This window comes from Rhodococcus sp. FH8, from assembly GCF_019266085.1.
Taxonomy (GTDB): Bacteria; Actinomycetota; Actinomycetes; order Mycobacteriales; family Mycobacteriaceae; genus Rhodococcus_F; species Rhodococcus_F qingshengii.
Genome location: NZ_LPNQ01000084.1, coordinates 238,868 through 262,640 on the forward strand (window position 1 = coordinate 238,868; position 23,773 = coordinate 262,640).

Annotated in this window: 23 protein-coding genes; 3 read left to right on the forward strand and 20 right to left on the reverse strand. The window is 64.1% G+C overall.

The features are described 5' to 3' along the window. Positions 1-6: 6 nt before the first annotated feature. The 6 genes from ATN38_RS31540 to ATN38_RS31565 all read right to left on the reverse strand — a co-directional run bounded on the left by ATN38_RS31540 (position 7) and on the right by ATN38_RS31565 (position 5,287). On the reverse strand, positions 7-1,314 hold the full coding sequence (locus tag ATN38_RS31540) for a dihydroorotase (RefSeq protein WP_003944990.1): 1,308 nt from the start codon (positions 1,312-1,314) through the stop codon (positions 7-9). Positions 1,315-1,340: 26 nt separating this feature from the next. Continuing rightward, a complete protein-coding gene (locus ATN38_RS31545; RefSeq protein WP_003944883.1) occupies positions 1,341-2,285 on the reverse strand; it encodes an aspartate carbamoyltransferase catalytic subunit in 945 nt (314 codons plus the stop codon). Then, positions 2,282-2,923 (reverse strand): bifunctional pyr operon transcriptional regulator/uracil phosphoribosyltransferase PyrR, encoded by a 642-nt coding sequence (gene pyrR / locus ATN38_RS31550; RefSeq protein WP_003944977.1) that lies wholly within the window; start codon positions 2,921-2,923, stop codon positions 2,282-2,284. Before pyrR ends, ATN38_RS31545 begins: the two co-directional genes overlap by 4 nt. A gap of 173 nt (positions 2,924-3,096) precedes the next feature. Continuing rightward, positions 3,097-3,594, reverse strand: coding sequence for a transcription antitermination factor NusB (nusB, locus tag ATN38_RS31555; protein ID WP_007728014.1), 498 nt, complete (start codon positions 3,592-3,594; stop codon positions 3,097-3,099). Further along, positions 3,595-4,158, reverse strand: a complete 564-nt coding sequence (gene efp / locus ATN38_RS31560) for an elongation factor P (RefSeq protein WP_003944958.1) — start codon at positions 4,156-4,158, stop codon at positions 3,595-3,597. A 34-nt stretch (positions 4,159-4,192) separates the two neighbouring features. Next, positions 4,193-5,287 (reverse strand): Xaa-Pro peptidase family protein, encoded by a 1,095-nt coding sequence (locus tag ATN38_RS31565; protein WP_218749352.1) that lies wholly within the window; start codon positions 5,285-5,287, stop codon positions 4,193-4,195. 111 nt (positions 5,288-5,398) lie between these two features. On the opposite strand from ATN38_RS31565, the gene ATN38_RS31570 reads away from it, so the two are divergent. After that, the gene (locus tag ATN38_RS31570; protein ID WP_019748369.1) at positions 5,399-6,007 is read left to right on the forward strand and encodes a B-4DMT family transporter; all 609 of its coding nucleotides are present in this window, start codon (positions 5,399-5,401) and stop codon (positions 6,005-6,007) included. Positions 6,008-6,094: 87 nt separating this feature from the next. Here ATN38_RS31570 and aroQ read toward each other — a convergent pair whose 3' ends face one another. From aroQ to ATN38_RS31625, 11 genes are all read right to left on the reverse strand, one after another. Further along, on the reverse strand, positions 6,095-6,523 hold the full coding sequence (gene aroQ, locus ATN38_RS31575; RefSeq protein ID WP_003944916.1) for a type II 3-dehydroquinate dehydratase: 429 nt from the start codon (positions 6,521-6,523) through the stop codon (positions 6,095-6,097). Then, on the reverse strand, positions 6,520-7,629 hold the full coding sequence (aroB, locus tag ATN38_RS31580) for a 3-dehydroquinate synthase (RefSeq protein WP_003944873.1): 1,110 nt from the start codon (positions 7,627-7,629) through the stop codon (positions 6,520-6,522). The genes aroQ and aroB overlap by 4 nt, the downstream gene beginning before the upstream one ends. Before the next feature lie 25 nt (positions 7,630-7,654). Further along, positions 7,655-8,164 (reverse strand): shikimate kinase, encoded by a 510-nt coding sequence (locus tag ATN38_RS31585; protein ID WP_030536425.1) that lies wholly within the window; start codon positions 8,162-8,164, stop codon positions 7,655-7,657. A 13-nt stretch (positions 8,165-8,177) separates the two neighbouring features. Then, positions 8,178-9,365: a chorismate synthase gene (gene aroC, locus ATN38_RS31590; RefSeq protein ID WP_063316721.1), complete on the reverse strand. Its 1,188-nt coding sequence runs from the start codon at positions 9,363-9,365 to the stop codon at positions 8,178-8,180. A gap of 111 nt (positions 9,366-9,476) precedes the next feature. Beyond that, positions 9,477-10,175 carry a S1 family peptidase gene (locus tag ATN38_RS31595; RefSeq protein WP_007728030.1) on the reverse strand — a complete coding sequence of 233 codons (699 nt, stop codon included), beginning with the start codon at positions 10,173-10,175 and terminating at the stop codon, positions 9,477-9,479. Between the two features lie 225 nt (positions 10,176-10,400). Next, the gene (locus tag ATN38_RS31600; protein WP_081557840.1) at positions 10,401-11,024 is read right to left on the reverse strand and encodes an A24 family peptidase; all 624 of its coding nucleotides are present in this window, start codon (positions 11,022-11,024) and stop codon (positions 10,401-10,403) included. A gap of 80 nt (positions 11,025-11,104) precedes the next feature. Then, complete coding sequence (locus tag ATN38_RS31605) at positions 11,105-11,944, reverse strand: shikimate dehydrogenase (protein WP_218749353.1); 840 nt, start codon at positions 11,942-11,944, stop codon at positions 11,105-11,107. After that, positions 11,934-13,244 (reverse strand): endolytic transglycosylase MltG, encoded by a 1,311-nt coding sequence (gene mltG, locus ATN38_RS31610; RefSeq protein ID WP_218749354.1) that lies wholly within the window; start codon positions 13,242-13,244, stop codon positions 11,934-11,936. Before mltG ends, ATN38_RS31605 begins: the two co-directional genes overlap by 11 nt. Further along, complete coding sequence (gene ruvX / locus ATN38_RS31615) at positions 13,241-13,774, reverse strand: Holliday junction resolvase RuvX (protein ID WP_003944838.1); 534 nt, start codon at positions 13,772-13,774, stop codon at positions 13,241-13,243. The genes mltG and ruvX overlap by 4 nt, the downstream gene beginning before the upstream one ends. Positions 13,775-13,776: 2 nt before the next feature. Then, positions 13,777-16,449 carry an alanine--tRNA ligase gene (alaS, locus tag ATN38_RS31620; protein ID WP_054188211.1) on the reverse strand — a complete coding sequence of 891 codons (2,673 nt, stop codon included), beginning with the start codon at positions 16,447-16,449 and terminating at the stop codon, positions 13,777-13,779. Between the two features lie 77 nt (positions 16,450-16,526). Next, on the reverse strand, positions 16,527-17,966 hold the full coding sequence (locus tag ATN38_RS31625; RefSeq protein WP_370852743.1) for a replication-associated recombination protein A: 1,440 nt from the start codon (positions 17,964-17,966) through the stop codon (positions 16,527-16,529). 96 nt (positions 17,967-18,062) lie between these two features. Between ATN38_RS31625 and ATN38_RS31630 the strand changes: the two genes are divergently transcribed. Then, a complete protein-coding gene (locus ATN38_RS31630) occupies positions 18,063-18,443 on the forward strand; it encodes a nuclear transport factor 2 family protein (RefSeq protein ID WP_003944973.1) in 381 nt (126 codons plus the stop codon). A gap of 71 nt (positions 18,444-18,514) precedes the next feature. Here ATN38_RS31630 and ATN38_RS31635 read toward each other — a convergent pair whose 3' ends face one another. From ATN38_RS31635 to aspS, 3 genes are all read right to left on the reverse strand, one after another. Continuing rightward, on the reverse strand, positions 18,515-19,696 hold the full coding sequence (locus tag ATN38_RS31635) for a kinase (RefSeq protein ID WP_042448767.1): 1,182 nt from the start codon (positions 19,694-19,696) through the stop codon (positions 18,515-18,517). Positions 19,697-19,887: 191 nt separating this feature from the next. Then, complete coding sequence (locus ATN38_RS31640; protein WP_042448764.1) at positions 19,888-20,853, reverse strand: DUF389 domain-containing protein; 966 nt, start codon at positions 20,851-20,853, stop codon at positions 19,888-19,890. Positions 20,854-20,871: 18 nt separating this feature from the next. Continuing rightward, positions 20,872-22,680 carry an aspartate--tRNA ligase gene (gene aspS / locus ATN38_RS31645; RefSeq protein ID WP_003944808.1) on the reverse strand — a complete coding sequence of 603 codons (1,809 nt, stop codon included), beginning with the start codon at positions 22,678-22,680 and terminating at the stop codon, positions 20,872-20,874. Between the two features lie 163 nt (positions 22,681-22,843). On the opposite strand from aspS, the gene ATN38_RS31650 reads away from it, so the two are divergent. After that, positions 22,844-23,767, forward strand: a complete 924-nt coding sequence (locus tag ATN38_RS31650) for a neutral zinc metallopeptidase (protein WP_003945028.1) — start codon at positions 22,844-22,846, stop codon at positions 23,765-23,767. The last annotated feature ends 6 nt before the right edge of the window (positions 23,768-23,773 follow it).

Consider the following 23,773-nt stretch of genomic DNA (forward strand, 5'->3'; position numbering starts at 1 on the left):
GACGCGCTACTCCTCGCTACTCCGCAGCCGCACATTCCCGTCGTGTGCGGTGATGCGGCCACGTAACAGTGTGGTCGTGACCCGAGCGGGCAATGTCATCGACTCGTACGGAGTGTTATGCGCGACACTCGCCAGGTCGGGACCGTGGACCGTCCACTCGGCCGACGGATCGACCAATGTCAGGTTCGCGGGCTCCCCCACCTCGATGGGACGGCCCTGATCGTCGAGGCCGACGATTGCCGCGGGGCGCTCGCTCATGACCCGGGCAACACCGCGCCAGTCCAACAAGCCGGGCTGGACCATCGTCTGCACGATGATCGAGAGTGCGGTCTCGAGGCCGAGCATTCCAGGGCGAGCGGCTGCGAACTCGCAGCACTTGTCCTGCTCGGCGTGCGGAGCATGGTCGGTCGCGACGCAGTCGATGATTCCCTCGGCCAGACCCTTGCGCAGCGCGGCAACATCACTGGCCTCACGCAAGGGCGGGTTGACCTTGTTGATCGCGTCGTACGTCTCGAGCCGTGAATCGTCGAGGAGCAGGTGATGCGGGGTGACCTCGGCGGTGATCGAAATCCCTTGGCTGCGAGCCCACTTCACGAGTTCGACGGTTCCGGCGGTGGAGGCGTGGCAGATGTGAACGCGGGCGCCGGCGTCACGCGCGAGCAGTGCGTCGCGGGCCACGATCGATTCTTCGGCTGCGCGCGGCCATCCGGCCAGGCCGAGACGCGCGGCCGTGGGGCCCTCGTGGGCGACCGCACCGACGGTCAAGCGCGGCTCTTCCGCGTGCTGGGCGATCAGGACGCCCAGTGAACTGGAGTATTCGAGCGCGCGACGCATGATCAGTGGGTCGTAGACGCAGTGGCCGTCGTCGGAGAACATCTTGACCTTGCCGACGCCTGCGGCCATGGTCGCCATCTCGGCGAGTTGCTTGCCTTCCAGGCCCGCTGTGACTGCGCCGACGGGGTGGACGTCGACGAGGCCGACTTCCTGCCCGCGTCGCCAGACGTGATCGGTGATGACCACCGAATCGGCGACGGGACTCGTGTTGGCCATCGCGAAGACCGCGGTGTATCCACCCAGAGCCGCTGCCGAGCTTCCGGTTTCGATGGTCTCGGTGTCTTCGCGGCCGGGCTCACGCAGATGTGTGTGCAGGTCCACGAAGCCGGGAAGCAGGATCTGCCCGCCGGCATCGATCACCTCGGATGCCGTGGCCGGATCGAGGTCCACGCCGATCTCGAGGATCGTGCCGTCGCCGACGAGTACGTCGGTGGGCTCACCTTCTCCGTAGATCAGGACTCCGCGGAGCAGGACACTCACGGGTGATTCTCCATTCTCGTTTCTGGTCACAGCGCACCGTCCTCCGACCCGACCAGCAGTCGGAACAAGACAGCCATGCGCATGTGTACGCCGTTGGTAACCTGTTGCAGTACAGCAGTTTTGGAGGAATCGGCAACGGCGGATGCAATCTCCATGCCGCGCAGCATCGGGCCGGGGTGCAGGACCACCGCGTGATCGGCCAGCATCGCCAGCCGCTTCTCGGACAGGCCGTAGTTGATCGAGTACTCGCGCTGCGACGGGAAGAAGCCACCGTTCATGCGTTCGGCCTGAACACGCAGCATCAGCACCGCGTCGAGTCCGGGCAGTTCCGCGTCGAGCGAATGCGAGACCGTGACCGGCCACGTGTGCGCACCGACCGGCAGCAGTGTCGGCGGCGCAACAAGAACAACCTCGGCACCGAGCATCGAGAGCAGCAGTGCGTTGGAGCGGGCGACACGGCTGTGCAGGATGTCGCCGACGATGGCGATCCGCTTGCCCTCGATGTCGCCGAGACGCTGGCGAAGGGTCAAAGCGTCGAGAAGCGCCTGAGTGGGGTGCTCGTGCGTGCCGTCACCTGCGTTGATGACTGCCGGGCCACCGTCGTCGGCCGCTCCGGTCCACTTTGCGATCTGGTGGGCGGCGCCCGAAGCCGGGTGGCGCACGATGAGTGCGTCGGCACCGGCCGCGCGCAGGGTCATCGCGGTATCGCGCAGGGATTCACCTTTGGACACCGAGGAACTGGATGCGCTGACATTGATGACGTCGGCACTCATCCATTTGCCTGCCACCTCGAAAGACACCCGGGTGCGCGTCGAGTTCTCGAAGAACACCGTCATGACCGTGCGTCCGCGCAGCGTCGGGAGCTTGCGTACCTCTCGTCCCAGAAGTGCCTGCTCGAACCGTTCTGCCTCGTCGAGAAGTTCTACCGCGGACTCACGATCGAGGTCCGCGATGGAAAGTAGGTGCTTCACGCGCTCTTACCCCCGGAGATGACTACCGCTTCCCTGCCGTCGTGCTCCTGGAGGAGAACCTTGACGTCCTCGGACCTCGCGGTCGGGACGTTCTTGCCGACGTAGTCGGCGCGCAGCGGGAGTTCGCGGTGACCACGATCCACGAGCACTGCGAGTTGGACCGCGCGGGGGCGGCCCAGATCGCGCAACGCGTCAAGTGCCGAGCGCACGGTGCGACCGGAGAAGAGGACGTCGTCCACGAGAACGACCAGCGCATTGTCGACGCCACCTTCGGGGACGGACGTGCGCTCGAGCGGGCGGTGCGGCTTGTTCCGGAGATCGTCGCGGTAGAGGGTGATGTCGAGAGATCCGATGGGAAGTCGCACACCGGAGAATTCTTCGATCTTGGCGCGCAGTCGCGTGGCGAGGGTGGTTCCACGCGTCGGGATCCCGATCAGGACCACACGAGGGGCAGTTCCCTCGGGTCCGTCGAGTGCGGTCTTCTCGATGATCTCGTGAGCGATCCGCGCGATGGTCCGGCCCACATCCTGGGCGGACAACAATTCGCGGGTTTCGCTACCTGCCTCGGCACCGACCGGCGCCTTCGAGTTACCTGGACCTGCAAGATCGGATGGGCGAGACCCTTCGGGCACGCTCATGCAGCGACCTCCTTCTCCGCCTCACTGGACGGATCGTTAAAGGATGTCTGACGGTCCCCACCCTATCAGCCGACAGACCTGATCCCGCCGTGCGAGCAGCGACTCCGACCGGTTGTGTGCAGACACACAACGCGCACGGTGACACTCGCACGGCGGTGGTGGAACAAAACTTGCTACTCGGTACCCGAATCCGATTCCTGCGCGCGCTGGGAGGTCGCGGCCGCAGCCGATCGAACCTGCGGCGCAACGAGAACGACCTGGCCGAGGATTCCGTTGACGAATCCCGGAGAGTCGTCCGTCGAGAGCTGCTTCGCGAGTTCGACGGCCTCGTCCACGGCGACAACCGGCGGAACGTCCGTCGCGTGGAAGAGCTCCCACACGGCGATACGCAGAATCGCACGGTCGACGGCGGGCAGACGCTCGAGCGTCCAGTCCTGCAGATGCGAGGAGATGACCTGATCGATCCGGTCCAGATTCTCCGCAACGCCGGACACCAACGTGACGGTGTAGGCCGCGACGGGTGCTACCGCGTCGTCCTTGACGGACAGATCAGAACGCTCCGACGCCAGTGCGACCGGATCGAGGTCACGTGCCTCGGCTTCGAAGAGGAAGTCGACGGCACGCTTGCGCGCCTTGTGGCGTGCACCGAGTTTCTTATGTGTGCCGGACACTCAGGAATTCACACGCCCGAGGTAGTTGCCGTCACGGGAATCGACCTTGAGCTTGTCACCGGTGTTGATGAAGAGCGGGACGTTGATCTCGGCACCGGTCTCGAGGGTGGCAGGCTTGGTGCCGCCGGTGGAGCGGTCGCCCTGCAGGCCCGGATCGGTGTGCTTGACGACGAGCTCGACGGTGACCGGAAGCTCGACGAAGAGGGGAACGTCTTCGTGGGTCGCGACCTGGACTGCCATGTTCTCGAGCAGGAAACGCGACTGGTCGCCGACGGTGGACTCGCTGATCGACACCTGGTCGTAGGTGTCGCCGTCCATGAAGATGTAGTCGCTGCCGTCGTGGTACAGGTACGTCATGTCACGACGGTCGACCGTGGCGGTCTCGACCTTCACACCGGCGTTGAACGTCTTGTCCACTACCTTGCCCGAGAGCACGTTCTTGAGCTTGGTGCGCACGAAGGCAGGGCCCTTGCCGGGCTTGACGTGCTGGAACTCGATGATCGTCCACAGCTGGCCTTCGATCTGCAGAACCAGACCATTCTTGAAATCACTGGTGGAAGCCACTTGCTTCGCGTCTCCTAGGGGTCGGGAAACCGTCTCAGACGACGGTAAGGTCTTTTGCGGTCAGTGTGAGCAGCTCTGGCCCCTGCTCACGAACAACGAGCGTGTCCTCGATCCGTACACCTCCGCGCCCGGAGAAGTACACGCCCGGCTCGACGGTCACCGCCGCGCCGGAAAGAAGTGTACCGGTGCCGAGCTTGCCGATCCCCGGTGCTTCGTGGATTTCGAGCCCCACACCGTGGCCGAGGCCGTGCAGGAACAACTCGCCGTAGCCTGCATCGTCGATCACCGCACGGGCGACGGCGTCGACTGCCGCACATTCGACACCCGGCGCAAGCGCGTCGCAACCGGCAGCTTGCGAACGCGCGACGAGCTCGTAAATCTCCCGTTGCCAATCGGAAACGGACTCGAGCACGTAGGTCCGTGTCATGTCCGAGTGGTACCCACCGACCTGGGCGCCGAAGTCGAGTTTGACGAAGTCACCCGACGCCAGGATCGCATCGGTCGGTCGGTGATGCGGAATCGCCGAGTTGGCGCCGGCCGCCACGATCGTCTCGAAGGAAATACCGTCCGCCCCGTTGTCGAGCATCAGATTTTCCAGCTCGCGGCCGACCTCTCGTTCCGTTCGGCCAGGTCGCAGACCGCCGCGAGCGATCAACTGCGCCAACGCGACATCGGCTGCGGTGCACGCGGCTCGCAACAACTCCACCTCGTACTCGTCCTTGACCATGCGCAATTGTTCGACGAGTCCACTCACCGGTTCGAACCGGATCTTCGGCGCTGCTTCGGTCCAAGCCCGATGTTCGGCGAACGTCGCCACATGTGACTCGAACGCGAGAACGGGCGCCGTGGACTTCTCGATCAAGTGCGCAGCACTCGAACGGGCGATTTCGGCCCGAAGGTCCGGCACCTGCTCTGACACCTGCGTCACGTAGCGGCCGTCGGTGCAGATCACCGTCTCACGCTCGTCGGACGCTGAATCGGATGCACTGACGACGAGCGCCGCATTGGAACCGGTGAAACCGGTGAGGTATCTGATGTTGAGGAGATCTGTGACGAGAATCGCGTCGAGTTTGCGCTCCGAGAGGAGGCGTCTGAGGGATTCACGGCGTGTTCTGAAGTCGACCGGCATCCCTCGAACCTACCGCCCGCGCAGACCTGCCGATCAACTCGAAACTCGCGGTTACAGCAATAAGTGTGGGTTAGGCCACAAGGTGTAATGGGTTCTAGTTAGGCTGTACCCATGAATGCGTGGTTGGTACGTGGCCTCGGCATGGCCCTGATACATGTTGTGTTTCGTGCGTTGCTCGGTGCAGCGATCGCACAGTGGCCACTTCAGGGGTCCACCCTGCGCTGGCTGTCCCTGTTGATCGTCATCGTCTTCGCCGCGATCTGGGGTGGTATCGACGGCATTCGTGACCGCCGGAATTTCCCCGAACCCGAGGACGGCGCCGATCTGACCATGCTGTGGCTCAAGGCCGCATTGGTCGGCGGGTTCGTCGCCGGCGCTGCCAGCTGGGCACTCAGCCTGGTCCCCTCCCTCGAACTCACCCAGCAGGGCTTGTTCTTCGAGGTGACCTCCGGTGCGGCGTTCACGATCCTTCTCATCTTCGTCCCCGCCATGATCGCCATCACCGTCGGACGCTTCTTCGTCAGCCGTGAACAGCGCAAGAACGGAACAGCTCCGCAGACCCCGTCCCACGAGCGTCACCACGAACCGGTGCCCGTCAGCGAGGGCTACGACTCCCCCACCGAGCAGCACGCATACAGCGGAGCCGCGATGTCCGTCGAGGAATCCGACGCCGATACCGCGGTCTTCCCGGCGATCGATCTGGGCAAGCGCGAGCAGTAACGCCCACCGTCCACACAACCGAATGCGGCCCCGAGGATATTTTCCTCGGGGCCGCATTCGTGTGGCTGTTTTTTCGACTTCCCTCGTTCAGCCTCGCTCGGCGAGGAACCTGATCGCCAGCGGATACGCGGCGACGCCGAGTCCGACGATCACTCCGGTCGCAATCGGACTCAGGTAGGAGTGGTGCCGAAACTCTTCTCGCGCATGAACGTTCGAGATGTGTACCTCGACGAGACCTGCGGTCAGTTCGGCGCATGCATCTCGCAGGACCACCGACGTGTGCGTCAAGCCACCGGCATTGAGGATCACCGGTTCCCCCGCGTCCGCCGCGTCGTGGATCCAACCGAGCAGATCGCCTTCGTGATCGCTCTGACGGACGATCACCTCGACGCCGAGCTCCTTGCCTGCCGCGACGCACAATTCGATCAGATCGTCGTGTGTGGTCGCGCCGTAGACCTCGGGCTGACGCTTACCCAGACGCCCCAGATTGGGTCCGTTGACGACGTTGATCCTCACAACAGGACCGTTCCGCCGGCCGGCCGCGCATCGCGGGCAATCGCGGAGTACGCCGCAACCAGCAGACTCGGATCCGGCCCCTCGAGGCGACCCGGCTTGGCCAGTCCGTCGAGGACCACGAAACGCAGCAGCCCGGCACGGTTCTTCTTGTCGGTCTGCATTCCCTTCATCAGATCGCCGAACGCATCACCGTCGTACGACGTCGGCAGCCCGACGAGATCGAGGATCGACTTGTGACGATCCGCGGTGGCGTCGTCGAGTCGGCCCGCGAGCCGTCCGAGTTCGGCAGCGAAGACCAGGCCGACGGAGACAGCGGCACCGTGGCGCCACTTGTAGCGCTCACGACGTTCGATCGCGTGGCCGAGGGTGTGGCCGTAGTTGAGGATTTCGCGCAGATCCGACTCGCGCAGATCCGCGGCCACGACCTTGGCCTTGACCTCTACGGAGCGCCGAATCAACTCGGGCAGAACAGTTCCCGACGGATCGAGAGCTGCCTTGGGATCGGCTTCGATGAGATCCAGGATCACCGGGTCGGCGATGAATCCGGTCTTGATGACCTCGGCCATGCCTGCAACGATCTCGTTGTGCGGCACAGTCTCGAGCGTCGCGAGATCGATGAACACCGCTCCCGGTTCGTGGAACGAACCGACGAGGTTCTTGCCCGCTTCGGTGTTGATACCGGTCTTGCCGCCCACTGCTGCGTCGACCATCGCGAGCAAGGTGGTGGGGACGTGAACTACCTTGACACCGCGCATCCACGTAGCCGCGACGAAGCCGGTGAGGTCGGTCGCCGCTCCCCCGCCCAAGCTCATGATCGCGTCGCTGCGAGTCAGGCCGATCCGGCCGAGCACGTCCCAGCAGAAGCCCGCGACAGCAAGATCCTTGCCGTCCTCGGCATCGGGGATCTCGATACGGTGGGCGTCGATTCCCTTCTCCGCCAACGCAGCCCGTACGGCCTCCGCGGTCTCTGCCAGCGGCGGCTGATGGAAGATCGCGACAGTGCGCGCGCCGTCGAACTCGGCAACGAGATCACCGAGCAGGCCGCGGCCGATCACGACCGGGTAAGGACTTGCGGTCTTCACCTCTACACGTACGGGTTCGGTCACTGCTCCACTACTCCGCTCCGGTTGTTCATTTGTCTTGAAGTTTCGACACCAGTTGCCCGACGACACGCGCCGGACTTCGGCCGTCGGTCCGAATCCGAATCGTGGCCGAACGCCGGTACAGCGGACGACGACGCCTCATCAACTCCTGGTACTTGACCTTGGGATCTCCGCCGGCCAGCAGCGGGCGATGATTGTTCGCCCCCGTGCGGCGAAGCCCTTCGGCGACACTGATCTCGAGGTAGATGACCGTGTGCCCCTGGAGCAGTTCGCGCGTGCGATCGGAGAGGATCGCACCACCGCCGAGCGAGACGATTCCGTCGGTGGCCTGCAACGCTTCGCGAACCACCGATTCCTCGATCTCACGAAACCGAGGCTCTCCGTCATGGGTGAAGATCTCCGGGATCGTCCTACCCGTGGTCCGTTCGATCTCGGCGTCGGTATCGACCAATTCGAGTTCGAGTGCCTGCGCGAGACGTCGACCGATGGTCGATTTGCCGGCACCGGGCGGACCGATGAGTACAGCCTTCGGCTTCATCGATACGTGAGTCCTATCGAGGCGGTCGGGCTGCGATGCCCTCGGCGTAACGACGGTAGTTGGCAGTGGTTTCAGCAATGGAATCACCACCGAACTTTTCGAGTGCGGCCTGAGCCACGACGAGCGCGACCATCGACTCGGCGACGACGCCGGCGGCCGGAACCGCGCACACGTCGCTGCGCTGGTGGATGGCAACCGCTTCCTCGCCGCTCTCCATGTCGACCGTCGCCAGAGCGCGCGGAACCGTCGAGATCGGCTTCATCGCGGCGCGAACTCGAAGAGCCTCACCATTGGTCATGCCACCTTCGATTCCGCCTGCGCGGTTCGTGGAGCGCACGATGCCGTCCGGGCCCGGGCGGATTTCGTCGTGAGCTTCGCTGCCACGACGGCGCGCGGTCTCGAAGCCGTCGCCGACCTCGACACCCTTGATGGCCTGAATTCCCATGAGAGCAGCAGCAAGTCGTGAATCGAGACGCTCGGCGCCGCTGACGAAAGTGCCGAGTCCGACCGGCAGGCCGTGGATGACGACCTCCACGACGCCACCGAGGGTGTCGCCGTCCTTCTTCGCCGATTCGATTTCGGCGATCATCGACTCTTCTGCAGCCTTGTCGAATGCGCGGACCGGGCTCGCGTCGATCGCGTCGAGATCCTTGCCCGCCGGCACGGGTCCGACGTACGGCTCGGAAGCACCGATGGAAATAACGTGTGAAACGACCTCGGCACCGAATACCTGACGCAGGAAGGACCGTGCGACGGTTCCAGCGGCCACGCGGGCTGCGGTCTCGCGAGCGCTGGCGCGCTCGAGGACGGGACGCGCGTCGTTGAAGCCGTACTTGAGCATGCCGCTGTAATCGGCGTGTCCGGGACGCGGGCGCGTCAACGGGGCATTGCGAGCCTGATCGGCGAGCAGGTCCGGGTCGACCGGGTCGGCGGACATGATGGTTTCCCACTTGGGCCACTCGGTGTTGCCGATCTCGATGGCCACGGGGCCACCGAGCGTAAATCCGTGGCGGACACCGCCGATGATGGTGACCTTGTCGGCCTCGAACTTCATCCGTGCGCCACGGCCGTAACCGAGTCGACGACGGGCAAGTTCGGACGAGATGGCCTCAGAGGTCACTTCGACCCCCGCGACCATGCCCTCGAGCATCGCGACGAGGGCGGGACCATGGGATTCTCCGGCAGTTATCCAACGCAGCACGCCGACCATCTTTCCACGTCGCAGACCTCAGTTGTCACAGTGGTCCTCCCGGTGAACACAGATGGCCCACACGCACGAGGCGTGTGGGCCATCTCAGAGGTACCTGTGGGTCTAGAACAGGCGGAATCCTCCACCGTTTGCGTTGATGTCAGCCAAACCGATGTTGATGTCCGCCGAGTTGTCGGGAGCGTGGAACGGCGGCGGAAGCGGCTCGAAGCAGTACGGCGGGTAGCCGTTGCTGATCAAGCCCACCAGGCGGTCACCGACGACGAGCGGTCCACCGGAATCACCGGGAATCGAGCACGTGTGCTCGACGATCTCACCGTAGACGGAGTCGTAACCCCAGGTGATACCGCACGTGTTGCCGGTCGAACGGCCTTCCTTGCACACGATCGTGCCCGGGGCCGGCGGGGCGCCGATTCCGTTGATCGTCGTGCCGCCGACGGTACGCAGCGGAGCTACCTTGGCGTCGTCGAGATCGATCACGGCGATGTCCGAGACCGGACTCGAGTAAGAGAACCGACCGATGGGTCCGGCCTCGGGCAGGTACTCGGCGAACACCCGGTCCCCGACAACTCCGCAGTGTCCGGCGGTGAGTGCCACGAGAGAACCGGCGTTGTCGTAGCCGACCGCGGTCAACGTGCATGCTGCAACTCGGTCAGGATCGGAGTGATCCACGTCCGGCAGCAGGATTCCTGAGCCCCCGCCCAGTGCCACCGATGAAGGTGCAGGCGCGGCGCCGGCGACGCCCGCTCCTGCAGCCACAGCCGCCAAACAGGCTGCCGCAGCGACGAAAAGCCTTGTGCGCATAGGTTCCCCCGATAATCGAGTGCGAAACGAGATTCGTTTTGTCCCATTTCCGAAACCTCAGTGAACGTCAGGGTGTGGACATTCGGCAAGTCCGACTCGCCGCATACTGGGACCGCGCGCTGGCAATACCCGCATTTATGAAACCGACGGTTACGTCTTTCCTGCAGTTCACCGTCCGTCGTTGAACGGTCAATAACGCCAGACTTCTCGCGGATGTTGCACTCGTCACGTCAGCCAGGCAAACGCAATCGAACCGCAGGCTGCCAGGCACATCGAGGGTCCGTGCGCAATGGGCGAATTGTGGGCTACCAGCCCTCGTCTTCGCAGTTCCAGCGCGGTGCCCAGCGTTGCGGTGAGCACCGAGGCAGACACCAACGACCACAGCCAGGCGTCCGCTCCCACCAATCCGGTCACGGCGCCCAGAGGAAGCGAGAGCTTCACATCGCCGACGCCCATGGAACCAGGCGACATCACGTGCGCCAGGAGGTGGATTCCGGCGAGCAGTGCCGACCCCACCACCGCCACCCACACCGTTCCCGACACCGTCGCGTAGACCATCACGACGGCGTAGCCCGGCAGCGTGAAACTGTTGGGCAGCCGACGCACAGCCAGGTCGACAGTCGAGATCGCGACGCACCACCACACCACGGCGAGACCGGAAAATAACTGCACCACCGAGGTATTCAGCGCACCGACGACAACCCAGCCTGTTGCGACGGCGCACTGCGGCACACAACAGAAAGTCACGACTGGTCGATAACCGTGTCGCCGCAACCAATTGTCGACGATCGCCCGAGCTCCGAAACCAGCGACTACCCCCGAGCCTGCCAAGACCATCAACGTCCACATGGTTTCGAGCTTGGCGTCTGCCGTTCGCCAGCGGCAGACTACGAATCGTCTTGTGGACTACCTCGACACTGTGAACAGACCTAAGCGATAGCGGCTGCCATCGCCTCTCGCGGAGCGGGCTTGCCCGTGAACTGCTCTACCTGCCCGAAGGCCTGATTGAGCAACATCTCGAGGCCACCGATCACCGTTCCATCGGCCGCCTCGACAACCGAAGCAAGTGGCGTCGGCCAGGGGTTGTAGATCGCGTCGAGGACAAATCGCGCCTTCCCCAATTGCTGGGCAAAGGGCGCTGCCGCTTCCGCGGGAACGGTACTGACCAAGACCGAGGATTCGGCACAGATCCCGCCTAGCTGTGCGTCGTCGAAGGCGACCAGATCTATGTCCAACCCGACCGCACCACCGCATTCGATGGCACCGGATGCGCGCCCCGGATCACGCGCGACCACGGTGACTGTCCGAACTCCCATGTCGGCCAACGCGACCAATGCCGGCCGCGCGGTGCCGCCCGCGCCGACAACTACCGCCGAAGTGCCGCTGAGATCGCCGACACCGCCGGCGATCAACGCACCGCTGACTCCGTCGACGTCCGTGCAGTCGGCACGCCAACCGCCGTCGATGCGAACCAGGGTGTTGGCCGAGCCGATGGTCACCGCTCGCGGTGTGCGTTCGGTGGCATATTCGAGTGCTGCGATCTTGCCCGGCATCGTCACCGAGAGGCCGATCCATTCGGGGCCGAGTGAGTCGACGAGGGCAGGCAACTGCTCGCCGGTGCATTCGATCCGCTCGTAGGTCCAATCGCTCAGCCCCAAAGCCGCGTACGCCGCAAGATGCAGCAACGGGGACTTCGAGTGAGCGATCGGGCTTCCGAGAACTGCCGCCTTACGTGGCGTCGCGAGCGAAGTCGCGGTACTACCGTCCACTGTCGAGAATCCCACTTTGCTGTGCCAGTTCGATGTTGGCCAAATGCTCCTCGTAGCTCTTGGTGAAGAGCGTCTGGCCTTCCTTGTTGATCGTGACGAAGTACAACCAGTCACCGGCCGCCGGCGATTCCACGGCCTTCAGCGCGTCGATGCTCGGCGAAGCGATGGGCGTTGCAGGCAGACCCGGCATTGCGTACGTGTTCCACGGCGTGACGCGCTCACGGTCGGCATCCGTGGTTGCGACCTCGGTGGTGTCGAGTGAGTAGTTGACCGTGGAGTCGAACTGCAGAGGCTGATCGACTGCGAGTCGGTTGACGATCACCCGCGCGACCTTGGCCATGTCTGCGGGCAACGCCTCACGCTCGACCAGCGACGCTGCCACCAACAACTGGTACGGAGACATTCCGACCCCGCTGCCGGCTGTCAGAATTCCCGTGGCCTCGTACTTGGCGGCGCTACCCTCGACCAACGACCGCAGGATCTCGGTGGGCGTCGAAGTGGGATCGAAATCCCAACTGCTGGCGGCGATCAGGCCTTCGAGCTGACGGTCCTTGTCCGGCACGCTCTTGACCGACGACATCGCCCATTCGGGCACGCCGAGCGAAGCCAGATCGGAAGATGCTCCCGCAGTGTTCAATTCGTCTGTCGAGACACATTTCTGAGCGGAAACCGGGCCGACACAACTCGCCTCGGAAATGAGGTTGTAGATGCCCTTCTTGAGCGAGCCGGTCTGCGCGTCCGAACTGTCGTGCAGCTGACGCCCTTCGGCGATGACAACACTGCCGACTCGGGAGTCCGGGGCAACCAAGGTGTCGAGAGCGCTCGCGGCGCTACTCTGCACCGGCACCTGGTAGAAGCCGGGTTGCACCTTCTGGATCTCAGACGGATTGGCGATCGCCGCGTTGTAGAAAGCAGCGGAACTCGCGACGACGTTCTTCGCCTCGAGCGTCGCACCGATCTCCGATGCGGTTTCTCCACTGTTGATCTGGATGACCACGGGTGCGCCGCCGGGGCCGGCAAAATCCTCCGCGGTCTTGTTGCGATCCATGTACCAGAGAGCGCCGTATGCACCGACACCGAGGACTGCGATCACCAACACCAGCAGGGCGAGAACGCCGACCTTCTTGCCACGCTTGGCGCGCTTGTTGCGCGCTTCGCGTTGCTTGCGTGCCTCGGCTCGCGACATATGCGGCGGATCGATGTTCTGCGGCAGTGCACGCATGACCATGGTCTCGTCGTTGTCGAAGTCGAACGAACTGGTGGGCCGGCTTCCGCCGCCCTCATCCCACCGCGCGTTCACAGATCGCCCTCCAGTGCAGCGTCCTTCGACGACTCCCCTGGTTTCACAGCTCTACTCCGCTCGTCCAGCCAGCCTTGCAGGATTTCCACCGCCGCAGCCTGATCGATCATCGGTCGCTGGCCGCGTGCCTTGACTCCACTTTCGCGGAGATTGCGCGCAGCCGTGACGGTCGTCAGTCGTTCGTCGGACAGTCTCACCGGGATCGGTTCGACGGCCCGCTGCAGTCGTTTGGCGAATGCAGTCGCGATACCGGCGGCCTTACCTTGCTCACCGCGCAGCGTCTGTGGCAGTCCGACGATAACCTCAACGGCCTCGTATTCGGACACGATGGCGATAATGCGCCGGATATCCGGCGCGTCGGGCCCACGCTCCTTCGAGCGTGGAACCGTTTCCACCGGTGTCGCGAGGATGCCGTCGGGGTCGCTGGACGCGACGCCGATGCGAACACTGCCCACGTCGATGGCGATGCGCCGCCCGCGACCAGGGTCGTCGATGCCGGGGCGATCGGGACCCTGCTGCGTAGCCACCACCGTCAGCTGCCGCCCGCCAGCTCTCCGACTCTGTCCCGGATCGCATCGAGCGCCGCCGGGATTCCTGCGGAGTCCGAACCCGAACCCTGGGCCATGTCGGGCTTTCCGCCGCCGCGGCCACCGATCTTGGGACCGAACGACGCGACCAGCTCACCGGCCTTCACACCGAGACCTTGAGCTGCCTTGCTCGAGGCGACCACGAACGGAACCTTGCCGTCGACATCACCGAGCAGAGCTACGACGGCAGGTTCGGAGCCGAGGCGACCCTTGATGTCCGTGACGAGGCTGCGCAGGTCGTTTCCGCCGACTCCGGCGGGAGCAGGCTCGGCGATGACGAGGACACTGCCGATGCGCTTGGCCTTGGCGACGTACTCGCCTGCTGACGCCAGCACTGCCTTGGCCTTTGTCTGTTCGAGTTCCTTCTCGGCCACCTTGAGTCGCTCGACGAGCGCCTCGACGCGGGCGGGCACCTCTTCCGAAGGAACCTTCAGCGAGGAGGAGAGTCCGGCCAGGAGCGCGCGTTCCTTGGCGAGGTAGCGGTAGGAGTCCAAACCGACGTACGCCTCGACGCGTCGGATTCCGGAGCCGACCGACTGTTCACCGAGCAGCGTTACCTGACCGATCTGTGCGGAGCTTCCGACGTGAGTGCCACCGCACAGTTCCATCGAGAACGGGCCGCCGATTTCGACGACGCGAACCTCGTCGCCGTAGTTCTCACCGAAGAGTGCCATCGCACCCATCGCCTTGGCCTTGTCGAGATCCGTGACAAATGTGTTGACCGCGTAGTTCGACGCCACGGCTTCGTTGGTGAGTGCCTCGATGTCCTGCTTCTGGGAGTCGGACAGCGCGCCCTGCCAGGAGAAGTCGAAGCGGAGGTAACCCGGCTTGTTGAGCGAGCCTGCCTGCACCGCGTTGGGGCCGAGCACCTGACGCAGCGCCGCGTGCACCATGTGGGTACCGGAGTGCCCCTGGGTTGCACCCTTGCGCCACTCGGCGTCGACGTGCGCGAGCACGACGTCGCCCTCGGTGATCTCACCCTTCTGCACCGTCACCTTGTGCGTCCAGACTTTCTTGGCGATCTTCTGCACATCGTTGACCTTGGCTTCGAGGCCCGGAGCGGTGAGCGAACCGATGTCGGCGATCTGTCCACCGGACTCTGCGTAGAGAGGGCTTCGGTCGAGGATGACCTCGACGTTCTGACCGGCCTTCGCGACCGGGACACGGACGCCGTCGACGATCAGTGCGAGGACGTGAGCCTCGGAGACGAGCTCGTCGAAACCGGTGAACTCGGTGGCTCCTCGGTCGAGCAGTTCCTTGTAGACCGTGAGGTCGGCATGGGCGTGCTTGCGCGCTTGAGCGTCGTCCTTGGCGCGCTTGCGCTGCTCGGCCATGAGCGTGCGGAAGCCGTCCTCGTCCACGGTGAGACCGGCCTCGGACGCCATCTCGAGCGTGAGGTCGATCGGGAAGCCGTAGGTGTCGTGCAGTGCAAATGCCTGATCGCCGGCGATGACCGACTTTCCGGACGACTTGACCGTCTCGGCAGCATTCTCGAACAGAGCAGAACCCGAAGCCAGCGTCTTGAGGAACGCGGTCTCCTCGCCGACGGCAACGTTCTCGATGCGCGTGAAGTCGGTTTCCAGAACCGGGTACGACGGCGCCATCGTGTCGCGGACGACGATCATGAACTCGCGCATGGTGGGCTGCTCGCTGCCGAGCAGTTTGGCCGAACGCACGATGCGACGCAGCAACCGGCGCAGGACGTAGCCGCGGCCGTAGTTGCCGGGGTTCACACCGTCGGCGATCAACATCGCTGCGGTGCGTGCGTGGTCGGCGATGACGCGGAAACGGACGTCTGAAGTGTGGTCGGTCCCGTAGACACTGCCGGTCAGTTCGGCGGCCTTGTCGATGACGGGGCGGAGAAGATCTGTCTCGTAGACGTTTTCGACGCCCTGCAGGAGGAACGCAACGCGCTCGACGCCCATGCCGGTGTCGATGTTCTTCTTCGGCAACGGTCCGAGGATCGGGTAGTCGCCCTTGTTGGTGCCCTCGCCGCGCTCGTTCTGCATGAACACGAGGTTCCAGATCTCGATGTAGCGATCCTCGTCGGCTTCGGGGCCACCCTCGACGCCGTACTCGGCGCCGCGGTCGTAGAAGATCTCCGAGCAGGGGCCGCACGGCCCGGGAATGCCCATGGACCAGTAGTTGTCCTTCATGCCGCGGCGCTGGATGCGCTCTTCGGGCACTCCTACCTCGTCGCGCCAGATCGAGAATGCTTCGTCGTCGTCGAGGTAGACGGTGGCCCACAGGCGCGTGGGATCGATGCCGTATCCGCCGTCCTCGACCGAACCTGTCAGCAACTGCCAGGCGTGGGAGATGGCTTCCTTCTTGAAGTAGTCACCGAAGGAGAAGTTGCCCGCCATCTGGAAGAAGGTGTTGTGGCGGGTGGTGATGCCGACCTCTTCGATGTCCAGGGTGCGGACGCACTTCTGCACGGACGTCGCCCGTGAGTAGGACGGCGTCTGCTGCCCGAGGAAGAACGGCACAAACGGAACCATGCCCGCGTTGACGAACAGAAGGTTCGGGTCGTCGAGAATCAGCGAGGCGCTGGGCACCTCGGTGTGGCCGGCCTTGACGAAGTGGTCGAGGAATCGCCTGCGGATCTCGTGGGTTTGCACTAACCGGTCCTTACCTTCAAGAGCGTCGAGCTATGGGTGTCCAGACTAACGCGTCGGCCGGTGGAACCTGGCAGGCGTCAGCCACGAACTATTCGGCGAAGTTTGCTCACCCGATCGGCGATCTCCCGCTCGTTGCCGTGCGCGGTGGGCTGGTAATAGTCGACACCCACCAGATCGTCCGGTGGATACTGTTGCCGCAGAACACCATCACGTGTGTCGTGCGGGTACTTGTATCCGACTGCGTTGCCCAATTGCTCGGCGCCCTTGTAGTGCCCGTCACGCAGGTGCGGCGGTACCAGTCCGGATTTTCCGGCGGCCACGTCGGCCATGGCCGCGCCGAGTGCGGCGATGACCGCACCCGATTTGGGAGCCGTCGCCAGATGAATGGTGGCCTGTGCCAGCGCCAGACGAGCCTCCGGCATACCGATCAGCTGCACTGCCTGCGCCGCCGCGGTGGCAGTCTGCAGCGCCATCGGATCAGCCATGCCGATGTCTTCGCTGGCGTGAACCACCAGACGCCGTGCGATGAAGCGAGGGTCTTCGCCCGCGGTCAGCATCCGTGCGAGGTAGTGCAGGGCGGCGTCGACGTCTGATCCACGAATGCTCTTGATGAATGCACTGATGACGTCGTAGTGCTGATCTCCGGCACGGTCGTACCGAACCGCGGCCTTGTCGACACTGGCCTCGACGGTCGCGAGGTCGAGCACCACCGGGCCCGAAGCGTCACCTGCGGTGTCCAGTGCAGCCCCGGCGGCAGCCTCGAGTGCCGTCAGGGCTCGGCGGGCGTCGCCGGCCGCCAGACGAACGAGGTGTTCCATCGCGTCGTCGTCGATCGTGATCGCTCCGCCGAACCCGCGTTCGTCGGCGACAGCGCGCTCGAGCAGTTCCTGGACATCCGCAGCGGTGAGCGATTGCAGTTGCAGGACCAACGAGCGCGACAACAGAGCGGAGACGACCGAGAACGACGGGTTCTCGGTGGTCGCGCCGACCAAGAGCACGATGCGGTTCTCGACCGCGGCGAGCAAGGCGTCCTGCTGGGTCTTGGAGAAGCGATGAACCTCGTCGATGAACAAGACGGTTTGTTCGCCGTTCAGCAGGCGGCGGCGCGCGAGTTCGATGACACCGCGGACTTCTTTGACTCCGGCGGACAGAGCCGACAGAGCCTCGAACCGGCGGCCGGTAGCACCCGAGATCAACGATGCGAGCGTGGTCTTGCCGGTGCCGGGAGGTCCGTACAGAAGTACCGATGCGGCGCCGGACCCCTCGACCATTCTGCGGAGTGGCGCGCCGGGCCCGAGTAAGTGCTGTTGACCGACAACTTCACCAAGAGTGAGCGGACGCATGCGGACAGCCAGAGGAGCACCGGGCGGCACCGAGGACAGGGCGCGCTCGGCTACAGACACGACATCTGGTTCGTCGACGATCGCGGATTCCTCCGGAGTTGCCTCGAACAGGCCGTCTTCCGCCACCACGCCGTCTTTCGCCCCCACACTGTCTTCCGCTTGCCAATCGCTCACGAATCGACGCTACTAGAGACCACCGACGCCCGACACAATCCGCTGTTCCGCCAGCCCTCACCCAGTCGTGAATCCGCATTGGATAGCGTTGTCGCCATGAGCACCTCCGAGATCGCCACCGTCCTCGCGTGGCACGATGCACTCAACTCCCAAGACGTCGACACTCTGCTGCAGTTGTCGAGTGACGACATCGAGGTAGGCGGCCCCAAGGGCGCGAGCCAGGGACTCGCTGCCCTGCGCGAGTGGGCCACCAACGCCGGCATCACGCTCGTCCCCGGAAAGATGTACGTCCACCACGGCGTGGTCGTCGTCGAACAGACCGCAACGTGGGCGGCCGAACCGGACAAGTCCGCGACCCTGGCCTCTGCTTTCCGAGTCGTGGCCGACCAGGTGACTTCGACGTTCCGGCATCCCGATCTGGCGACGGCGCTCGCGGCGACGGACCTGTCCGAGAACGATCTGGTCTCCGACAACTGAGCGGACTCGACCGAGAATGGGCGCTCGTGCTTCGTGCACGGGCGCCCTTCTGTGTGTGATCGGTCAGGGCCTCAGCTGAACTCGGTCCGCAGCGCCGCCACGACGTCGCGGGCGTGTGCCTCGACGGCGTCGTTGCCGGCGAGCTGAGCCGAGCGTGCGAGCCTGGCCCAGCGTCCGACCAGTGCGTCGGCGCGTGGAATCGAGAGATAATGTTCGCGGACGGCGGCGATACGCGAATGATCCTCGGGCAGGTACAGATAGGTACTGAGCCAGACCCAGATGAGTTGGGCCTCGACGATCCGGCGCCCCAATTCGGCCTCGTCGGCCAGGGCGGGCCACATCCCCACGACCTCGGCCCGCCAGGCATCGACCATCGCCGACGCCCGCTCTTCGGTCAGGTCGATGTTGCACAGGCAACCGGGGAAAGACACCAACGCGTAGGTGATGTCGAGGAGGGCATCGCGGTAGCCACCCCACTCGTAGTCGAGGAACTGCACGCCGTCGTCGTTGACAATGATGTTGTCGGGGCACAGGTCCGACGGACTGAAGGCACGGAACCGGCCACCGCTGAACAGTGTCTGCGCATGCTGAACCTGCTCGAGAATGTCCGAACTCACATCGATGCCGAGACTTTCCACCAGCATCGCGGGAACACCGGCCACGGCACGTCCCACCTGATCCGCAACTTCATCGGAGCAATGGGCAACCTCGGCTCGACGCAGCAGTGCGGTGAAGTCGTCCTCCCGGCCGACGGTCGCGGCGTGCATGCGTCCCATTGCCTGAGCCATGGCCATCAACGTGTAAGTGACGGTGTCCGGGTCGGAGTCTTCGAGTCGGACGCTGATTGCGGTGGCATCGCCGAGATCACTCAGGATCAGGAGGCGAGCATCGAGGTCGGACGCCAACAGTTCGGCGCCGGGGCGTGCGTCCTTGGCAAGCGCGTTGGCGAACTGATACGACACCGCTTCACGAAGGAATGCGGTCTCGACGTCGAAGTCACCTTCGGACGCGGCCGGGAGCGCAATCGCTGTTTTGGTAGCTCCCTGGAAGTTGTCGCGGACCTGCTTGATCACCAAAGTTCGGGGCAGGGAGAACGGGTTCTCGGCGACGCGAACGCGCAGCACGACGGTGCGGCCACTCCCCCCGAGATCTACGGGATCCACCAGGGTTACGGGTGCCCCTGTGCGGCGTGTCAGCAACTGCTCAGCAGCTGCGACGACTTCGGAAACGGGGTCTGCCAGTAATGCGGTCATCACCGACCAACTTACCCGTTAGTGACTCCGATCATGCCCAGCTCGTCCGCTCGCAGCGGAGAATTCAAGGCCTCACAGCAACAGAAATTGCCGACTACCTGCGGTGATGACAAAAGTCCCCAATCGCCACACCGGCACACAGTTCTCTCGAGAATTTTGCTGTCGGTGAGCAGAACTCCGAACCGGCGACGTCATGGAGTTTTGTCCTCGTCGACAAATCGAGAAATGCCTTTCAACGCTGCTTCGAATTCCTCGTCGGCTCGGGTTCTGAGCCAGAGAACAAGCACGCAGGCAGTGACGATCCCAAGCAGGTTGACAGCCAGTTGCAGAGACGACAACCCGGCGATCCGCCATTCTCCGTTTGCTGCCGCAACCACCGCGAAACCGGCGGCAGGAACCGTGGTGACAGAGATGAACACCCCGACCAAGGCAGCGGACTTCGACGAGACGAGTGCCAGCATCCCAGCCGCACCGGCAAGAAGCGCGACGACAAACGAAATGGGCCCGACCTTGTATACGAAATCGACCTCGTGGAGTGACTCGAGACTGACGACGTCCATCCATCCGAAGAACTTCACCACGAACGTTGCGGCAAGCGTCACGCCCATCGCGATGGGGAATCCGACGGCAAGCGCGAGAATCGAACGTCGACGCAACCGTCGATCTCGCCGTACGAGTGCGACTGCCAAAGCAGCCAGCGGACCGAACTCCGGACCGACGACCATGGCGCCGACGATCGTGATCTGAGAGTCGGTGACGACGCCGATCGCGGCCAGCAGACACGCAATGGTCAGGAACGCGACGAACAATCCGTTGAGAGTCGACTCTTCGCGAGTGCGGGACAGCAATTCCTCCCACACGACGGAATCCGCGGGATCACCAGGCACGTCACGCTCGGCTTTGCGCGCCGACGCCGACAACACCGTCTCGACCGGTACGAGCGTCATTCCGCCGTCCTCGGCGACGCCGAGTTCGTTCAGGGCATCGACGACGTCGTTTGCCGCCTCACGGGCGACGTCGGCCTCCACCATGTCGCCGGCAGGATGAACCGCGACATCGCGCATCACGACGATGTGTGTCGCGCCCCGCTGCGACGCGAGCGCACCGAGAACTTGCTCGGTGCGCTCGGTCGGGCAGATCACCCGCAAATGCAGCATGGCGATCCGGTGTCGGCTCTACTTGGCTTCGCCGGTGTCGCCTTCGGACTTCTTGTCCTCTGACTTCTTCTCGGGCTTCGCGTCGATACCCGATTCCTTGCGCTGCTGAGCCGAGATCGGTGCCGGAGCATCCGTCAGCGGGTCGACGCCGCCGCCGGATTTCGGGAACGCGATGACCTCACGGATGGAATCCATGCCGGCGAGGAGCGCGGTGATGCGGTCCCAGCCGAATGCGATTCCGCCGTGCGGCGGCGCACCGAAGGCGAAGGCGTCGAGGAGGAAGCCGAACTGCTCCTGCGCCTCTTCCTCGGAGATACCCATCACCTTGAACACTCGTTCCTGAATGTCCTTGCGGTGGATACGAATACTGCCGCCGCCGATCTCGTTGCCGTTGCAGACGATGTCGTAGGCGTAGGCGAGAGCGGAATCCGGATCGGTGTCGAACGTGTCGAAGAACTCCGGCTTCGGCGACGTGAACGCGTGGTGCACGGCGGTCCACGCGGAGTGGCCGAGAGCGACGTCACCGGATGCAGTGGCGTCGGCGGTCGGCTCGAACATCGGAGCGTCGACGATCCACACGAACGCCCACGCGTCAGGATCGATGAGGTCCTTCTTGCGGGCGATCTCACCACGGGCAGCGCCGAGGAGGGCGCGCATCGGCTTCGTTGCACCAGCTGCGAAGAAGACGCAGTCTCCCGGCTGAGCTCCGACGTGGGCGGCCAGGCCCTCACGCTCGGCGTCGGTCAGGTTCTTGGCAACAGGTCCACCGAGAGTGCCGTCTTCACCGACCAACACGTACGCCAGACCCTTGGCCCCACGCTGCTTGGCCCATTCCTGCCAGGCGTCGAGTTGCTTGCGCGGCTGGCTTGCACCGCCGGGCATCACGACGGCGCCGACGTACTCCGCCTGGAACACGCGGAACGTCGTGTCCTTGAAGAAGTCCATGCACTCGACGAGTTCGATGTCGAAACGCAGGTCCGGCTTGTCGCTGCCGTAACGACGCATTGCCTCGGTGTAGGTCATGCGGTCGATCGGCGTCTTGATCTCGTGGCCGACGAGCTTCCAGAGCGCCGTCAGGATTTCCTCGGCGAGCAGGATGATGTCGTCCTGGTTGACGAAAGCCATCTCGATGTCGAGCTGAGTGAACTCGGGCTGGCGATCGGCGCGGAAATCCTCGTCGCGGTAGCAACGTGCGATCTGGTAGTAGCGCTCGATGCCGCCGACCATGAGGAGCTGCTTGAACAGCTGCGGGCTCTGCGGCAGTGCGTAGAAGCTACCGGGCTGAAGGCGCGACGGCACCAGGAAGTCACGGGCACCCTCGGGCGTCGAGCGCGTGAGCGTCGGAGTCTCGACCTCGACGAACTCGTGATGCGCGAGAACGCCGCGCGCTGCAGCACTTACCTTGGAGCGCAAGCGAATTGCGGAGCCGGGGCCTTCACGACGCAGGTCGAGGTAGCGGTACTTGAGGCGCGCTTCTTCGCCGACCTGATCGTCGAGCTGGAACGGCAGCGGTGCGCTTTCGTTGAGAACCTCGAGTTCAGTGGCGTTGACCTCGATTGCTCCGGTGGGGATCTCGAAGTTCTGGTTGCCCTCGGGGCGAACCTCGACCGTTCCGGTCACGCGAACGCAGTATTCCGCGCGCAGACGGTGCGCCTGCTCGGCCACGTCACCTGCCCGGAAAACTACCTGCGCAACTCCGGATGCATCACGGAGATCGATGAAGATCACTCCGCCGTGATCACGACGCCTGGCTACCCAACCGGTGAGCGTTACGGTCTGCTCTGCCTGCTCGGGTCGCAATGAACCGGCGAGATGTGTGCGCAGCACGGGATTCCTTTCGAACTACTTCCAATAACCGACGACCGACTACTTTGCCTGCGATCCTACGGAGCGAACTGCACAGAGCGGAAACGCGGACCCGCATCGCATGCGAAGCTATCTCCAGAAGTGACGGCAAGCACTTGTTCACGACAGCAGAAAGCGGACATAGATGACCTTCAACGAGGGGGCCCGCGGCGAAGCGGGACGCGTTCAGGTTCAAGGCGGCGGGGGTGGCGGTGGCCGCGGCGGCAAAATCGCGATCGGCGGTGGCGCGGGCGGCATTATCGTTCTGATCCTGGCGCTGTTGTTCGGCGGTGACCCCGGCTCACTCCTGGGTACGTCTACCGAGACTTCGAGTTCGTCGACCGGACTGTCGTCGGTCGACGAGTGCACCGGTGCTCAGGCCAACGCCGATGTGAACTGCCGCGTCACACTGACCGTCGGAAGCCTCGACGACGTTTGGGAACAGCAGTTGGTCAAGCAGACCGGCACGGCGTACGTGCGACCCGAAGTCATTCTGTTCAGCGGTTCGGTCAACACCGGTTGCGGCCAGGCGTCTAGTGACGTCGGTCCGTTCTACTGCCCGGCCGACCAGACTGCGTACTTCGACACGAGTTTCTTCCAACTACTCGTCGACCGTTTCGGTTCCAGCGCCGGACCGCTCGCACAGGAGTACGTGGTCGCGCACGAGTTCGGACATCACATCCAGAATCAGCTCGGCGACATCGGCCGCGCGCAGGCCGACCCGCAGGGTGAGCAGTCGGGTGCGGTTCGCACCGAACTCCAGGCCGATTGCTACGCAGGCGTCTGGGCACATTTTGCGGACACGATTCCCGATCAAGCGACCGGTCAACCGTTCCTGAAGCCCTTGTCAAAAGACGACATTCGCGACGCGTTGTCCGCCGCCTCGTCGGTGGGCGACGACCGTATCCAGAAGTCCACGACCGGTCGGGTCAACCCTGAAGGTTGGACACACGGCTCCTCCGCACAGCGTCAGGCGTGGTTCATGACCGGATACCAGACCGGCCAGATTTCGTCGTGTGACACGTACTCGGCGCGGGATCTGAACAACCCGCCCGACCTCAAGCGATAGCGAATC

Excerpts from the sequence above, each read along its gene's own strand:
- ATN38_RS31650 (WP_003945028.1), top strand. The coding sequence starts at position 22,844 with ATGACCTTCAACGAGGGGGCCCGCGGCGAAGCGGGACGCGTTCAGGTT.
- ATN38_RS31600 (WP_081557840.1), bottom strand. The coding sequence starts at position 11,024 with ATGTGGACGTTGATGGTCTTGGCAGGCTCGGGGGTAGTCGCTGGTTTC.
- ATN38_RS31640 (WP_042448764.1), bottom strand. The coding sequence starts at position 20,853 with ATGCTGCATTTGCGGGTGATCTGCCCGACCGAGCGCACCGAGCAAGTT.
- ATN38_RS31570 (WP_019748369.1), top strand. The coding sequence starts at position 5,399 with ATGAATGCGTGGTTGGTACGTGGCCTCGGCATGGCCCTGATACATGTT.
- pyrR (WP_003944977.1), bottom strand. The coding sequence starts at position 2,923 with ATGAGCGTGCCCGAAGGGTCTCGCCCATCCGATCTTGCAGGTCCAGGT.
- ATN38_RS31565 (WP_218749352.1), bottom strand. The coding sequence starts at position 5,287 with ATGCCGGTCGACTTCAGAACACGCCGTGAATCCCTCAGACGCCTCCTC.
- ATN38_RS31595 (WP_007728030.1), bottom strand. The coding sequence starts at position 10,175 with ATGCGCACAAGGCTTTTCGTCGCTGCGGCAGCCTGTTTGGCGGCTGTG.
- ATN38_RS31635 (WP_042448767.1), bottom strand. The coding sequence starts at position 19,696 with ATGACCGCATTACTGGCAGACCCCGTTTCCGAAGTCGTCGCAGCTGCT.
- ATN38_RS31630 (WP_003944973.1), top strand. The coding sequence starts at position 18,063 with ATGAGCACCTCCGAGATCGCCACCGTCCTCGCGTGGCACGATGCACTC.
- ATN38_RS31585 (WP_030536425.1), bottom strand. The coding sequence starts at position 8,164 with ATGAAGCCGAAGGCTGTACTCATCGGTCCGCCCGGTGCCGGCAAATCG.